The sequence below is a fragment of the Thaumasiovibrio clandestinus genome (assembly GCF_047250365.1).
Lineage (GTDB): Bacteria > Pseudomonadota > Gammaproteobacteria > Enterobacterales > Vibrionaceae > Thaumasiovibrio.
Genome location: NZ_JBLBVL010000024.1, coordinates 20,747 through 34,595 on the forward strand (window position 1 = coordinate 20,747; position 13,849 = coordinate 34,595).

Here is a 13,849-nt window from a genome sequence, read left to right on the forward strand (position 1 = left end):
TGGTCAAAGTTTGTGTTTTTTGTATGAAAAGATTGCCGCAACACCACCGTTGCCATTAATATCGGCGTAGAATTTTTAGTATTGAGTTAGATATGTATAAAGTATTGATCTTTATCCTTGCTGTCTTTACGTCAGTGGCCCAAGCTACGCCAGTGACTGGGCTGTATCGTGCACAAATTCCTTTGGCTGACACTGATAGGTCAAGCGAACAAAAAGCGCGTACTGAGGCGTTCGAGCAAGTGATACTCAAGTTAACGGGTAATGAGGCGGCATTTAATAACGATGTATTAGATAAAGCTCGGAATAATGCTGGTCAATATGTGCGCCAGTTAAGTTATGAAAACATAAAAGGTGAGACGAGATTGAATGTCACCTTTGACCCAGCCCAAATACAGAGTGTGCTAACCCAAGCTCAAATCAACTATTGGCCTACCGAGCGTCCAATGGTACTTGTCTGGGTGGTTGAAGAGCAGGCAGGTCGTCGTAATATCTTATGGGATCAGTCTAATCATGATGCAGTGACGCAATTAAAGCAGCGAGCGAATGAGCGAGCCCTGCCTTTATTGGTTCCGGTCGGCGATTTCGATGATCAGATTTCTATCTCTGTTCCAGATCTATGGGGAGGGTTTGCTAAACCGATTGGCGTGGCATCGACACGTTACCAACCTGATGCCGTATTGGTTATTCGCGATCGTGTGCGCTCTGGAAAAAGCAGCATAGACTGGCAGCTTTACCCCATTGAGCCAACGCAGATGCAAACGTCTCGTCCAGAAATGCACCGTGGTATGGCGAGTGGTGATGATGCCTATCGTTCTGTGGTTGATGAAGTGGCCAGCTTTTTTGCCGAGCGTATGGCAAGGCCTTTAGGGGCTGAAGGTGAGGAAGGGCAGCAGATTGCAGTGACAAATGTGCAACGATTTGAAGATCTTCTGCAAATTGAGCGCAGTTTAATGGCGTTAACCAATGTAGCTTCGGTTCGCTTTAAGCACTTTGTTGGCAATAAGGCTCAGTTTGGACTTAATCTATTGGGCAGTGAGGAAGCATTTAAGCGTGAGTGGTTAGCGCTTCCTCAGGTGAGTATAGCCACATCAGCGTCAGTTGATGAGGAACAAGCGTTTGATGAAACCGTTGCGCTTTTGCCTCGGTATCGTTGGAATTAAACGACGCTGAAACAGTGTGAAAAGCCGGCATTGCTGGCTTTTTTATTGCTTAGAAAAGGGAGCGTTAAGGCAAGTAGCGTTGACGCTCTTCTTTTTCTACTTCAGACAGTTTTTTTAAGTGTAGTCCTTGCGCTTTTCCCGCACGTCTCGCATAGATCAAGTTGGCACTAAAAGAGCCACTGATCAGTAATAGCTCTATCAGGGCCAATCCTCGCTCTCCTTCATTAACCCATAGTAACGTCAGTGCGTGAGTAAAGTAGAGCATCAGAATAAAGTTTGCCCATGCACAGGTATAAGGCTTGCCTCTTATCATGCCTGGCAAAGGAAACAGCAGCGGGACTAGCCATAGCGTTAGCATAAATGGCTTTGAGAGGTGCGGGGAAGGAGATAACCAGCTGTGCCACAGAATGATGAATAACAACAGACTCAGGTGTAAGAGCAAAGCAAGTTGATGTAGGTGACGTGAGGATGATGGCATTAGCTTAACCTTATGGCAGCGAGAGCGAGTCGTTTTCCCATCGCTCTGGCCAGTTCAATTTCTTCAGGGCTTAGCGGACACCCTTGTTGGTCGACATGCGTCGGTCCGTAGGGAGTCCCCCCACTTCGCGTGGTATGCAAGGCGGGTTCACTGTAGGGAATCCCCATTACGAGCATGCCGTGATGGAGTAGGGGCAACATCATTGACTGTAACGTTGTCTCTTGCCCTCCGTGTAGCGATGACGAGCTACTAAAAACGCACCCAGGCTTATCAATCAGGTGACCAGAGAGCCACGCTGCACTCGTTGAATCGATAAAGTGCTTGAGTGGGGCAGCCATATTACCAAAGCGAACAGGGCTGCCCATAGCTAGCCCTCGGCACGCTTGGATATCGTCTAATGTCACCAATGGATCGGTTGCTGGCGTGTCCGAAGCTCCGATAGGGGCAACGGTGCGTAGACGCGCTTCGCAGCCATCAACTAACTCGATACCGCGTGCAATTTGTCGCGCCAGGCGCTGAGTTGCACCGTGGCGACTGTAATAGAGCACCAATAATGGCAGCATTATAGAATATCCAACACATTTTCAGGCGGGCGTCCTAATACGGCCTTGTCACCGTTAACCACGATTGGGCGTTCAATGAGTTTAGGGTGTTGCTGCATGGCCTGTAGCAATTCAAGATTTGATCGTTCAGTCTTATCTAGCTCAAGTTCTTTATAGAGTGCATCTTTTATTCGCATTAGTTGTCTTGGCTGTTCAAAGCCCAACAGGGATAACAGGCGTTGTAATTGCTCAACATCCAGCGGTGTATCCAGATAGCGAACGACGTCAGGCTCAATCCCTCTTTCTTGCAGTAGGGTTAATGTAGCTCGGCTTTTTGAACATTTAGGATTATGGTAGATAGTGATTGGCATAAGGCTTCCTTGCTTAAATGGGGTGGTTGTTACTGAATTGTATGTGTTTCGTTGGAATAAAAAAAGCAGCCAGTGGCTGCTTTTTGAATACGTTGAATTTTTGAGTTATCCAATGGCGATGATTAACGCCTTCTTATGGTGCCCACTATTACCGCAGTTTGGCGTAAAGCAGCGCCCGATCGGGCGGGGAGAAGTCAGAAAGCGTGATATGTTATTTTCCAGGGGTGTATGAGAGTAGGTGCTTAACCTAAGCTTCCGTTGCCGCTGCAATACCGCCGAGGATTATTTCGTATTGACCTTGCTCGAGTCCCTCAAGGGTAAACTTAGCATGTACACCACTATCATCATGCCAGTTAGATGCGGAATCTTGTGGATTCAGCACTAAGTAGTACTCAACGCCGTATTCTAAACGAACACTATTCGTGTGCAAAGGAACGCCTTCAAAGCGCTGACGAGTACCAACAAATTGGGTATCAGAAAGTATGCTTTGTGCGAACACACGGACGCCTTCGTTACCTTCACTATTTACTTTAGAGACCCGAATATAATACATCTGAGGGGCTGTAATATGGCCGCGTACATTATTAAACCACAGCCTTGCCACACCGTCGCTCGCTGTAAGATTGATATTGTGCTCGAATGGGAATTTGGTGTTTTTGAAAACGTCCAGGCGTGCCTGATTATATTTATCTAGTTCAACGGTTTGTTGTAGCCCTTCGTTACGATACTGAAATGTCCACGCCTCACCTAATAGTGCGCCAGCGGAGCGGAACGATAATGGAGACAACTCGTTGTCACTATAGTCTGCATCAGGACGACCAACATCAACCATAAAATAAGGATCTGCAGCCATTGCAATACGGTCGAACTCAACGCGGTCTTCGTATATCTCAACCAAGAGTAAAGACCAGATTGGATGAAAGTTGTAACCACGAAGATAATCATCTTTGTGGATACCGCCAGAGCCATCTAGCCAGTTATAAGTGGATGGGGATGCACAATTTACATGGGTAAATGTATCTTGGAAGATGGAGCGGTCATCGGTCAGTGGGTAGTGTGAGTGACCAGAGAAGTGAATGACTTCTGGGTGCTTACTCAAAATGTCTCTGATTATGCTGTTTCCGCCATGCCAAGCGCCACCGCAGACGCCACCTGGCAATGGGTGGTGTGCTTGGACGATAATTGGCTCGCCGTTATAATCTGCTGAGTTTTTAATGTCCTGCAACGCTTGCTCGACAAAGCCGTTCTGAGCCTCATGCGTATTGCTGAGGTTTGAGTCGTAGCCAATCACATGGATATTCTTAACCACAGTATGGTAGAAGCCTCCATTTTCACTTTCATCCTCAATAGGGAACCATGATTTAGGGTAGTTATTAACCATATCCATTGTGTAAGCATCATGATTTCCTCGAGCCAAGAGCACTTGTGTATCGATCATGCCAACACGATTCATGTTTTGCTCAAATACGTTGCGAAGCAGTGAGTGGGTCCAACCTGTCGTATTATTATTATCTGCAATCAAATCACCCGCATTGATGATTAAGTCTGGGTTAGGCATATAGTGTTGCAGTACGTCAAAATGGGAGTTCCAGCCAGTCACTACGCCAGGCTCATAAAGGTTACTAAACTCAGTATCCGACATCGCAATCATGCGAAAAAGCGGCTCTTCATCTGTTTTGATGAGGTAATTGTGAACAACCATCTCGCTCTCTTCTTCATCGCGGAACGCACGAGCACAGATAGTTTTTGATTCGGTAAGGGTAATGCCTTCTGCTGGGTTATAAAGCTTGTCGCTGCGACTAGGCTCAAAACGATCTAGGGTATAGCGAATCTCAACATTTGCAGGTACATCTTCAAAGTAAATTGTTTGTGCACCAATGTAGCGTCCACTGAGTTGTTTTGCTTTTGGATCGAGTAACGGTGTATTGTCGCCGTTGTTATCATCATTATTGCCAGTTGAACTGCTTCCACAACCGACTAATGTCGTGGCACTGGCTCCCAATATAATTGCACCACTTGCTGTGCGAAAGAAATTACGTCGGGAGTGATTGAAATCTTCATTCTTCATTGGGTAACCTGATTAAATTAGAGTAATTAACAAGTGAAGCTAAATAACGCTCTTTGAATTAATGCTAATGCATGTTCTTTACACTTTTTAGGTTGTGATCTATCAGTATTTATAACTCGTATGTTAATAAAATCTAATGGTTGGGTTGTCATATTTTATTCATGTGATATGAGTAAGATTAGTTATTAATTGTGTAAGGTTGAGGTTTGTTGAATATGGGTGTTAGTACCTGGCAGCTACTTATTGTTTTTCTAATCATCATTTTAGTTTTTGGAACAAAACGCCTAAAAGGAATGGGAGGAGATATCGGAACGGCGATACGAGACTTCAAGCTTGAGATGAAAGATGTTGACAGCGATAAGTATTGATTTATCTATACTTCAGGTGGTCAAATAATATACAAGCAAGGAAATGTAAGTGTTTCTAGTAATAGATGTAAAAGTAGCGAAGTTGTGTGTAGACTCTCGCTCAAATAAGCCTGATGTCACCAGAAGCACCAGGCTTTAGATCTTTAATGGCTCACACTGTTAGAAAAGGCATTGATGATCACCGTCCCTACTAAAATAAAACTCATCCCGATCATCGCTGGCATATCGAGGCGTTGGTCGTAAACGAGCCATGCAATGCCTGCCACTAATACGATGCCAGCCCCGCACCAGATAGCATACGCAATACCAACAGGCATATATTTAACGACTTGGGCTAAGCAAGAGAATGCGATGGCATAGAAGCCAAGACAAATCAGGGTGGGGAAAGGCTTGGTAAACCCTGCCGTTTTTGCCAAGGCACTGGTCGCAATAACTTCGGCGATAACGGCAACGGCTAGAAATAAATAGTGCATATTGTTGTCTCCTGCACGTAATGAATAATTAATTTTTCAGCGCATTAATGAGCATTTTCTCAGGCTGAAGCGCTAAAAAGCGTTGCTGTAGCCAGCTAGTGAACAGCGTAACTTTTGGTGTTGCATGGTTGCGGTCGAACTGTAAATAGTGGCAATCGGTGGATGACATAGTGTAGTCATTAAAGACAACGATACGTTGACTTTTGAGTAGTGGTAGCGCATTGAGTGAGCGACACAGCATAATCCCCGCTCCTTGAGCAGCAAGCTCTAGCCCCATCATAGTACTGTCGACTTCATATTGCTGCAGAGGTGGAGAGCTCGACAAGGTATTGCTGTTCAACCACTCGTGCCAACCCTCGGTGTAGCCGCGAACATAAATTCCAGGTAGTTGCTCTAAAGCGCATTGTTCTAATAGCTCACTGTGTTGCGCTTTAAACTCCGGACTACACACCGCCATCCAATACTCTTTGCAGATCAACTCAGAATGAACATCGCTACTTGGTTGCCCATTAACAATCTCGATATCCACCTTGGTTTTATTCGCTTGTAACTGCGGCCAATCTTCAGTGTGTAATTTAATGTTGATAAAGGGATAGTTTTTGCAAAAATCCTGCAGCTGCGGCAGCAGCCAATAGTAACCAAATGACGTATTAACTTTAATGGAGAGCTGCTGCGGCTCATTTCTATGCGTCAGGGCTTTAGTTTGATGGCTGATCGCGCGCAGCGATTGGTGAATGGTCGGATAATATTGTTGGCCACGAACCGAGAGTTTTAGGCGACGGTTTTCTCGGTTAAACAGAGCAAATCCGAGATATTGTTCAAGTGCCTTTATATGTTGGCTAATCGCGGCTTGAGTGACGAACAACTCTTGCGCTGCCTTGGTAATGGATTGGTGGCGAGCACAAGCTTCAAATGCGACCAGAGATTTTAGTGGGGGCAACATGGGCACGACACTCCAGAGGGATACAGTCAGCACTGTAAGAAGAGTAGATGTCAAAAATATGACCAAATAATGAAATTAGTTTTACTTAACACCATGACATACGGATGACCAATAACTTAAGCCTAGCTTAACTAAAAAGGTTGAAATAATCATTTTATTGTCACTTTGCTTTAATTATTGGTGGTTAACTTAGGCAGCAACTTAACTGCTGCCAAGAATGTTGGCGGCAACGAATATTTGGTTATGGAGATTGTAATGAAAAAGGTTTTATTAGCTTCATTGGTTGCCGCGACATGTAGTTCAGCTGCGTTTGCTCAAGAAGAGTTAACCGTTTATACCGCGTTTGAAATTGAGCAAATCCGTGCGCTAGAGGCTGCGTTCAATGTTGAGTATCCAGATATCAAACTTAACTTTATGCGCGATTCAACCAGTGTGGTGACGGCACGTTTATTGGCAGAGAAGAGCAACCCGCAAGCAGACGTTATTTGGGGCCTTGCTGCAACGTCAATGATGGTGCTAGATAAAGATGATTTGCTGGCAGCGTATGCGCCACAAGGGCTGGATAAGCTAGATGAAAAGTTCCGCGACAGCCGTGAAGTACCACATTGGATTGGTATGGATGCGTGGATTGCGGGCGTTTGTTTCAACACCATTGAAGCAGAAAAGAATGGCCTAGAGATGCCACAAACGTGGGCGGATTTAACCAAACCTGAGTACAAGGGTCACATTGTGATGCCAAACCCAGCCTCTTCAGGTACCGGCTTCCTTGACGTGTCAGGTTGGTTGCAACAGTTCGGTGAAGAGGCGGGTTGGGAGTTCATGGAAGGCCTTCATGACAACATCGCTCGTTACACTCACTCGGGCTCAGCCCCTTGTAACCTTGCAGCAACGGGTGAAGCGACAATGGGGATCTCATTTGCTTTCCGTGGTGCAACGTTGAAACAACAAGGCGCGCCAATCGAGATGATCTTCCCGACAGAAGGCGTGGGCTGGGATATGGAAGCGGCTGCCATTGTCGACGGTACACCAAAACTCGCCGCTGCACAGAAGTTGATTGATTTTGCTGCTTCAGCAGAAGCGAACCGTCAGTACAATAAATTCTACCCAGTGATTGCGAAGCCACATCTTGCTGAAGCGGTTGAGTTTTACCCAGATAACGCCACTGAGCTAATGATTGAGAATGACTTTGCTTGGGCGTCTGATAACTACGATCGCATTATCGGCGAGTGGGTTAAGCGCTTCGACGGCAAATCTGAAGCAAAATAACCCTTAAGCAACCTAAAAAATAATAAGACCGCTGTTATCGATGGCGGTCTACTTTGTGTCTTATTGTGCCAGACACCGTATTTAACGAGAGTAAAATACCGAAATGACTACGAACTATCTGCATATTGAACGCCTTATCAAACGTTTTGGCGACTTTACCGCGCTAAAAGGGATCTCATTGGATATAAAGGACGGTGAGTTTGTTTGCTTCCTTGGTCCATCTGGCTGTGGGAAAACCACGTTATTGCGCGCAATTGCAGGTTTAGAGTTGCCAAGTGAAGGTCAAATTGTGCAAAACGGTCGTGACATTACTGTACTGCCGCCTGAGCAGCGTGATTTCGGTATTGTATTCCAATCTTATGCGCTATTTCCAAACCTGAACGTGGCTGACAATATCGCCTTTGGTTTGATCAATCGTGGTATGAAAAAGCAACATGCGATGCAAAAAGTGCGTGAATGGCTCTACCTTGTTGATCTTGATGGCTATGAAGAAAAGTTTCCTGCGCAACTCTCTGGGGGGCAGCAGCAGCGTGTTGCCTTAGTCAGAGCATTAGCCCTATCGCCGGGCTTACTGTTACTCGATGAACCGTTGTCCGCACTGGATGCCAAAGTAAGAACGCATTTACGTCATGAAATATGCCAACTGCAACGTAAGTTAGGGATCACTACCATCATGGTAACCCATGATCAGGAAGAAGCGTTGACAATGGCAGACCGTATTGTGGTAATGAACCATGGTGTGGTTGAGCAGGTGGGGACCCCGGAAGAGGTCTATAACAATCCGGCATCAGAGTTTGTTGCTCAGTTTGTTGGCACCATGAACTTTCTGCCAGCCGATGTGATCGATGGTGATCAGCTTAAGCTTGAAGGTATTACCGTTCCTTCTCCACAGACAGTAAAAGGTGTGCAAGCAACGCTGGCGTTGCGTCCTGAGCAAATCCGCATAGGTGGCCAGTCTGAATCAGGGTTAAATGCGACGGTAAAGACTATCGAGTTTATGGGCGCATTTGTGCGCCTAGAGTGTCAAGTTAGTCCCAACGCGCCGTTACTCCAAGTTGATGTATCCGCAGAGCGAGCCAAACGAGGCCTCCCGGCACAAGGCGAGGTGTGTACCTTAACTTGGGATGTTGCCAATAGTCAGGTATTTGAGAGGGCTGCAGCATGAGTGTCCAAACTGCCGTCGATGCCAAGCTAATTTCGCCCACATCTCTACCGCTTTTCGGGCGAGCGAAAGACACTTTAAATCGTATGAGCACGGATCAATGGGTGATGGGCGGGGTCTTGTTGTCAGCCGCTTTGTTGATGATCATTGGTCTTATTGCGCCGTTGGGCGCAATGTTTGTAAAAAGTATTCAAGATCGCAGTGGGGAGTATATTGGCTTTGCTAACTACGTAAACTATCTCAATAATCCGGCACTGACCCAGTCTATTTACAACACCTTATTTATTTGTATTGCCGTTTCATCGATTGTGGGTTTATTGGCGTTCTGTTACGCGTATGCGTTGACTCGCACCTGTATGCCAGCAAAGCGCCTATTTAAGTTGGTAGGTAGCCTACCAATATTAGCGCCTTCACTGTTACCTGCCATCTCGCTGGTTTACTTATTTGGCAACCAAGGGATCTGGAAGTCATGGCTAATGGGCAATAGCATCTATGGACCTATTGGGATTGTGCTTGGTTTAGTGTTCTGGTGTTTTCCGCATGCGCTGTTGATTATGAGCACGGGCCTATCCACCGCCGATGCGCGTCTCTATGAAGCGGCTCGCGCCATGCGCACCTCACCGATACGGACGTTTTTTACCGTGACATTGCCAGGGGCAAAATATGGTTTGATGAGCGCGATGGTGGTGATCTTTACCTTGGTGGTGTGCGATTTTGGTGTCGCGAAGGTGATTGGTGGGCAATACAACGTATTAGCAACGGATATATATAAACAGGTTATCGGTCAACATAACTTTGCGATGGGTGCGGTCACCTCAGTCGTGCTTCTTTTTCCTGCGCTGCTCTCATTTGCACTTGAAACCCGTATTCGTAAAAAGCAGCAAAGTATGATGAGCACCAGCTCGGTGATCTATCAGCCAAAGCCAAGTAAAATCAGAGATATCGGCGCATTTGTCTTTTGTTTGAGTGTGGCGACAGCCATCATGGTGGTGATTGGTATGGCGTTTTATGGCTCATTAGTGAGTTTCTGGCCATATAACAAAGCATTGACCTTAGGGAATTATGATTTCGGGCGTTTTATCAGCTATGGCTGGGCACCGTTCTATAATTCCGTGAAGATGGCCTTGTCAGTGGCATTAATTGGGACATTGTTCACCTTCGTTGTTGCATACTGTGTGGAAAAAGGACGTGACATGCAACCGGTGCGAAGTGCCTTGCACTTGATGGCGATGATGCCGATGGCGGTACCGGGCATGGTATTGGGTTTGGGGTATATCTTCTTCTTCAACTCGCCTGATAATCCATTAAACAACCTTTATGGCACGATGACAATTTTGGTGGTGTGCACGGTGGTTCACCTGTATACCGTGGGTCATATGACAGCACTGACGGCGCTGCGCCAGATCCCAGCTGAGATAGAAGCGGTGGCTGCATCGTTAAAAATTCCACAATACAAAGCCTTTTTGAAAATTTCTATTCCGGTTGGACTGCCCGCGTTGTTGGATATTGGTAGTTACCTGTTTGTGAATGCGATGACGACGACGTCTGGGGTGATATTCCTTTACACCACGGACAATGTATTAGCATCCATTGCGGTCATGCACCTCGATGAGATGGGGTATACCGCCGCAGCGGCAGCGATGGCAGTGATGATTATGCTAACGTCAGCTGCAGCTCGACTGATCCACGGTGCCTTTAGCCACTTGTTAATTAAGCGCACCCAGCGCTGGCGTACGCGCTAATTCCCCCTGTTAGCGCATTGAATCATGACTGACTCAATGCGCTGATTGTCCTCTAATCTTAAAAAATTGAGGCTGGTGTACGACCTGCCTCTGGTTAGGTATACCTGTATGAAAATGAAAACCTCTGAAGCGGCGACAGATCTTGTTGTCTTTGATATGGATGAGACGCTGATCGGTAATGACCTTACTGTGCTTTGGCATACCTTTGTGGTGGAAGAGCTAAAGATGGCCGATGAGCAATTTTTGGCTCAGGACAAAGAGATGATGGATCTCTATTATCAAGGGGAGATGGATCTCGATGACTACATGGCGTTTAGCTTGTCACCGCTTCGTTCTCTGACTGCTGAGCAGGTTGATGCGTTAGCAGATCGATATGTCAGTGAACAGGCAGCACAGTATATTTTCCCGCAAGCGAATGCACTGTTGGCTGAGCTGCAAAAACGCAATGTTACTTGCATGATTATCTCTGCCAGTGCGTCGTTTTTAGTTAAGGCGATGGGGCGCTACCTGGGGATCCCCTCTGCAGAAGGTGTCGATCTTGAAATTGAAAATGGTTACTACACTGGCAAAATTGATGGTATCCCAAGTTATCAGTACGGCAAGGTCATTCGCTTGCAACGTTGGCTTGAAACGAGTGGTGGCAGTTACAGCTCAATCCATTTCTATTCTGACTCGATAAACGATCTGCCCTTGTTACTGGAAGTCGACCATCCCATCGTCGTGAATGGTTGTCCCCAACTACAATCTGAAGCGGCATCGCGAGGGTGGCCACAACTTGAATGGCAGCTCTGTGAAGCAGGCTAAGCGGTGAGTGCTTACCCAGCTTTGATCATATGCCTATCGGCACTGCTTCACGCCAGTTGGAACTTGGTTGGTAAACGTCAAGGTGAAGGCCCCGCTTTTTTAGCGTTGGCCACGGTTGTGCCGGGCGTTATCTTATTGCCACAGGTGGTGGTCTCGCCGCTAGCGACTCTGCCGGCGATGTTTTGGTGGTTGTTGGCAGCGAGCGGTTTTTTCCAGGTGTTGTATGTGGTGGCCTTATCTCACGCTTATCGGGCGGGGGATATTGGCACGGTATACCCATTAGCTAGGGCGCTGCCAGTGTTGCTGGTTGCGCTTGTTGGCGCGGCGCTGGGGAAGCACTTACCACCCTTGGTTTGGCTTGGTCTGATTGTGTTAACTACTGGCTGTTTGATGGTGCCGCTGCATGGTTTCAAACAGTGGAGCTGGCGTAACTATGTTAACCCTACGTGTGCGTGGGCGCTGCTAACAGCTGTGGGTGTGATGGGTTATTCGCTGGTGGACAACGCAGCGCTGGCGGTGATAGATAAGAGTGTCAGTACTATGCCGGCCATGAGGCAGTCATTGCTATTTCTTGCCTTACAATCGTTAACCGTTGCGCTTTGGTTAGCCCCTGCGTTGGCACTCGTATCGGCGCGACAATCTTTGCGTAAGGTATTGAACCAACCACTGCCTGTTATTCAAGCGGGGGCGTTGATCGGCATAACGTATGGCTTGGTACTCTACGCAATGACAATGACTGAGAATGTTACCTATGTGGTAGCGCTGCGCCAGCTCAGTATTCCGATTGGGTTAGTGTTAGGGATATTCTGGTTGGGGGAGCGCGCTTATAAACCACGTTTGATTGGCGCGTTGTTAGTGTGTGTCGGGTTGGTTGTAACCAATAGTGTCGGTTAATTGTATAGTTGGCTATTGGGCTAAAAAGCAACAAGCCTCATGAAGAGGCTTGCTGTTATGACGTGTAATGGCCAGAACAGAGGCGTAATCTATAAGGCCTCAAAACGTTGTCGAGCAATACGAAGTTGATCGATCCTCGCATCATAGATGGACTGTTTGATCGAGCCGTTTTCAACGAGTTGGCTGGCCTTAATATAGTCACTAATAGCTCTATTCCAATTGCCACGCAGGGCAAATTGCTCTGCACGGGCGGTGAGCTCTTCTGGACGCTGTCCTGTTCTTGCGTAAGCAACACTGAGCATCGACCATCCGGTGATATCTTGTGGATAATCAAAGGTATATCGAGTAAGGACTGGAATGCTGTCCATGTAGCGCTCAGCCTCTTGATAAGCATACGCCAAATTTAGGCGCAAGACGGCATTCCCTGGAGCCTGTTTAAGAGCGTTATTTAGCCGAGTAATAGCACGGTCAAACTGTTTATTCTTGATATCCAAATCGGTAATAGCGTCAAGATAGAATCGGTTAGACGGTGATGCCTCGATAAGCGGAAGCAATAGTTCTTCGGCTTGCTCTAAGTTATTTTGATCGATATGTAGTAACGCCATGCCGTAATCAAGTGCTGCTTTTTTTTCTGGATTATTCTGCGCTAATTGTCGCTTGAACCAATCTTGCGCAGCATTGATTTCTAATCCGGCATACCGGGCAATGATCCGCGAGCGGGCATGGTAATAGCGTTGCCCATCAGGATCCTTGATACTGCCCATTTGTTGAGCGCGTTGGCGGCTCTCTGTGATTCTCTCTTCTGGCAATGGGTGGGTGAGAAGCATTGCAGGAGGCGTACTGGCATAGCGGTATTGTTCTGCCATACGGCCAAAAAAGCGTGGCATCGCTTTGGGGTCAAAGCCTGAGTTGACCAGTGTTGTCATGCCAATCCGGTCGGCTTCTCGCTCGTTGCTACGGGTATAGTTGATATGTCCTTGCATGGATGCTGCAGTGGTGGCATGTAGTGCGGCGATTCCCGCTTCAGGTGACGCGATGGCGAGCATTAAAGAACCAATCATCGCCGCCATTGTAGCAGGGGAGCGCTTTGCTTGCTCTTCCATGCTGCGAGCTAAATGCCGTTGTGTAACGTGAGCGATTTCATGTGCGAGTACAGAAGCTAACTCGCTTTCAGTGTTAGCATGCAGAAACAGGCCACTATGTACCCCGATATGTCCGCCAAAAAAGGCAAAGGCATTGATATCACGATTTTGAATTAAGAAAAATTTGAATGGTGTTCTAACATCAGAAGCATTAGCAACAAGGCGATCACCCAAGCTATTTAGGTACTCTTTCAGTAACGGGTCGCGAATAATTGGCTGGCTAGCACGCATCATGCGCATGTAGGCGTCACCATACTCACGTTCTTTATCGATAGTGAGTGTCGCCGCCGCTGTGGTACCGATATCTGGCAGTGAAGAGATATTGGCCGTAGCAGGCGTGATCGTCAGGCACGAAATTAGTAAATACTGGTAAAGCAGGGATCTTTTAAACATGACGGACGAGAGTACCTCAGTTATTCTCTAAGTCTAAGTATGA

The 13,849-nt window shown here is 46.9% G+C and carries 14 protein-coding genes; 7 read left to right on the forward strand and 7 right to left on the reverse strand.

The genetic code is table 11. The features are described from left to right. Positions 1 to 92: 92 nt before the first annotated feature. Positions 93 to 1,160, forward strand: a complete 1,068-nt coding sequence (locus ACKLNH_RS19365) for a DUF2066 domain-containing protein (protein WP_413113911.1) — start codon at positions 93 to 95, stop codon at positions 1,158 to 1,160. 64 nt (positions 1,161 to 1,224) lie between these two features. Here the strand turns inward: ACKLNH_RS19365 and ACKLNH_RS19370 are convergent, their stop codons facing one another. The 4 genes from ACKLNH_RS19370 to ACKLNH_RS19385 form a co-directional block, all read right to left on the reverse strand. Beyond that, positions 1,225 to 1,638, reverse strand: a complete 414-nt coding sequence (locus ACKLNH_RS19370) for a DUF2069 domain-containing protein (protein WP_413113912.1) — start codon at positions 1,636 to 1,638, stop codon at positions 1,225 to 1,227. Beyond that, on the reverse strand, positions 1,638 to 2,201 hold the full coding sequence (locus tag ACKLNH_RS19375; protein WP_413113913.1) for a flavodoxin family protein: 564 nt from the start codon (positions 2,199 to 2,201) through the stop codon (positions 1,638 to 1,640). Before ACKLNH_RS19375 ends, ACKLNH_RS19370 begins: the two co-directional genes overlap by 1 nt. Beyond that, positions 2,201 to 2,551, reverse strand: coding sequence for an arsenate reductase (glutaredoxin) (arsC, locus tag ACKLNH_RS19380; RefSeq protein WP_413113914.1), 351 nt, complete (start codon positions 2,549 to 2,551; stop codon positions 2,201 to 2,203). Before arsC ends, ACKLNH_RS19375 begins: the two co-directional genes overlap by 1 nt. Before the next feature lie 247 nt (positions 2,552 to 2,798). Next, entirely contained in the window at positions 2,799 to 4,619 is a 1,821-nt protein-coding gene (locus ACKLNH_RS19385) for a metallophosphoesterase (protein WP_413113915.1), read from the reverse strand. A gap of 215 nt (positions 4,620 to 4,834) precedes the next feature. Between ACKLNH_RS19385 and tatA the strand changes: the two genes are divergently transcribed. After that, positions 4,835 to 4,987, forward strand: a complete 153-nt coding sequence (gene tatA / locus ACKLNH_RS19390) for a twin-arginine translocase TatA/TatE family subunit (protein WP_413113916.1) — start codon at positions 4,835 to 4,837, stop codon at positions 4,985 to 4,987. Positions 4,988 to 5,130: 143 nt separating this feature from the next. Here the strand turns inward: tatA and ACKLNH_RS19395 are convergent, their stop codons facing one another. Continuing rightward, positions 5,131 to 5,460 carry a DMT family transporter gene (locus ACKLNH_RS19395; protein ID WP_413113917.1) on the reverse strand — a complete coding sequence of 110 codons (330 nt, stop codon included), beginning with the start codon at positions 5,458 to 5,460 and terminating at the stop codon, positions 5,131 to 5,133. 28 nt (positions 5,461 to 5,488) lie between these two features. Next, positions 5,489 to 6,403, reverse strand: a complete 915-nt coding sequence (locus ACKLNH_RS19400; RefSeq protein ID WP_413113918.1) for a LysR substrate-binding domain-containing protein — start codon at positions 6,401 to 6,403, stop codon at positions 5,489 to 5,491. Positions 6,404 to 6,658: 255 nt separating this feature from the next. On the opposite strand from ACKLNH_RS19400, the gene ACKLNH_RS19405 reads away from it, so the two are divergent. From ACKLNH_RS19405 to ACKLNH_RS19425, 5 genes are all read left to right on the forward strand, one after another. Next, on the forward strand, positions 6,659 to 7,669 hold the full coding sequence (locus tag ACKLNH_RS19405; protein ID WP_413113919.1) for a putative 2-aminoethylphosphonate ABC transporter substrate-binding protein: 1,011 nt from the start codon (positions 6,659 to 6,661) through the stop codon (positions 7,667 to 7,669). Between the two features lie 103 nt (positions 7,670 to 7,772). Beyond that, positions 7,773 to 8,834 (forward strand): putative 2-aminoethylphosphonate ABC transporter ATP-binding protein, encoded by a 1,062-nt coding sequence (locus ACKLNH_RS19410; protein WP_413113920.1) that lies wholly within the window; start codon positions 7,773 to 7,775, stop codon positions 8,832 to 8,834. Further along, positions 8,831 to 10,573 (forward strand): putative 2-aminoethylphosphonate ABC transporter permease subunit, encoded by a 1,743-nt coding sequence (locus ACKLNH_RS19415; protein WP_413113921.1) that lies wholly within the window; start codon positions 8,831 to 8,833, stop codon positions 10,571 to 10,573. The genes ACKLNH_RS19410 and ACKLNH_RS19415 overlap by 4 nt, the downstream gene beginning before the upstream one ends. 108 nt (positions 10,574 to 10,681) lie before the next feature. Further along, positions 10,682 to 11,377, forward strand: coding sequence for an HAD family hydrolase (locus tag ACKLNH_RS19420; RefSeq protein ID WP_413113922.1), 696 nt, complete (start codon positions 10,682 to 10,684; stop codon positions 11,375 to 11,377). Positions 11,378 to 11,380: 3 nt separating this feature from the next. Further along, positions 11,381 to 12,271, forward strand: coding sequence for an EamA family transporter (locus ACKLNH_RS19425; RefSeq protein ID WP_413113923.1), 891 nt, complete (start codon positions 11,381 to 11,383; stop codon positions 12,269 to 12,271). An 89-nt stretch (positions 12,272 to 12,360) separates the two neighbouring features. Here ACKLNH_RS19425 and bepA read toward each other — a convergent pair whose 3' ends face one another. Further along, complete coding sequence (bepA, locus tag ACKLNH_RS19430) at positions 12,361 to 13,806, reverse strand: beta-barrel assembly-enhancing protease (protein ID WP_413113924.1); 1,446 nt, start codon at positions 13,804 to 13,806, stop codon at positions 12,361 to 12,363. Positions 13,807 to 13,849 lie beyond the last annotated feature (43 nt).

Excerpts from the sequence above, each read along its gene's own strand:
- ACKLNH_RS19365 (WP_413113911.1), top strand. The coding sequence starts at position 93 with ATGTATAAAGTATTGATCTTTATCCTTGCTGTCTTTACGTCAGTGGCC.
- ACKLNH_RS19370 (WP_413113912.1), bottom strand. The coding sequence starts at position 1,638 with ATGCCATCATCCTCACGTCACCTACATCAACTTGCTTTGCTCTTACAC.
- ACKLNH_RS19375 (WP_413113913.1), bottom strand. The coding sequence starts at position 2,201 with ATGCTGCCATTATTGGTGCTCTATTACAGTCGCCACGGTGCAACTCAG.
- arsC (WP_413113914.1), bottom strand. The coding sequence starts at position 2,551 with ATGCCAATCACTATCTACCATAATCCTAAATGTTCAAAAAGCCGAGCT.
- ACKLNH_RS19385 (WP_413113915.1), bottom strand. The coding sequence starts at position 4,619 with ATGAAGAATGAAGATTTCAATCACTCCCGACGTAATTTCTTTCGCACA.
- tatA (WP_413113916.1), top strand. The coding sequence starts at position 4,835 with ATGGGTGTTAGTACCTGGCAGCTACTTATTGTTTTTCTAATCATCATT.
- ACKLNH_RS19395 (WP_413113917.1), bottom strand. The coding sequence starts at position 5,460 with ATGCACTATTTATTTCTAGCCGTTGCCGTTATCGCCGAAGTTATTGCG.
- ACKLNH_RS19400 (WP_413113918.1), bottom strand. The coding sequence starts at position 6,403 with ATGTTGCCCCCACTAAAATCTCTGGTCGCATTTGAAGCTTGTGCTCGC.
- ACKLNH_RS19405 (WP_413113919.1), top strand. The coding sequence starts at position 6,659 with ATGAAAAAGGTTTTATTAGCTTCATTGGTTGCCGCGACATGTAGTTCA.
- ACKLNH_RS19410 (WP_413113920.1), top strand. The coding sequence starts at position 7,773 with ATGACTACGAACTATCTGCATATTGAACGCCTTATCAAACGTTTTGGC.
- ACKLNH_RS19415 (WP_413113921.1), top strand. The coding sequence starts at position 8,831 with ATGAGTGTCCAAACTGCCGTCGATGCCAAGCTAATTTCGCCCACATCT.
- ACKLNH_RS19420 (WP_413113922.1), top strand. The coding sequence starts at position 10,682 with ATGAAAATGAAAACCTCTGAAGCGGCGACAGATCTTGTTGTCTTTGAT.
- bepA (WP_413113924.1), bottom strand. The coding sequence starts at position 13,806 with ATGTTTAAAAGATCCCTGCTTTACCAGTATTTACTAATTTCGTGCCTG.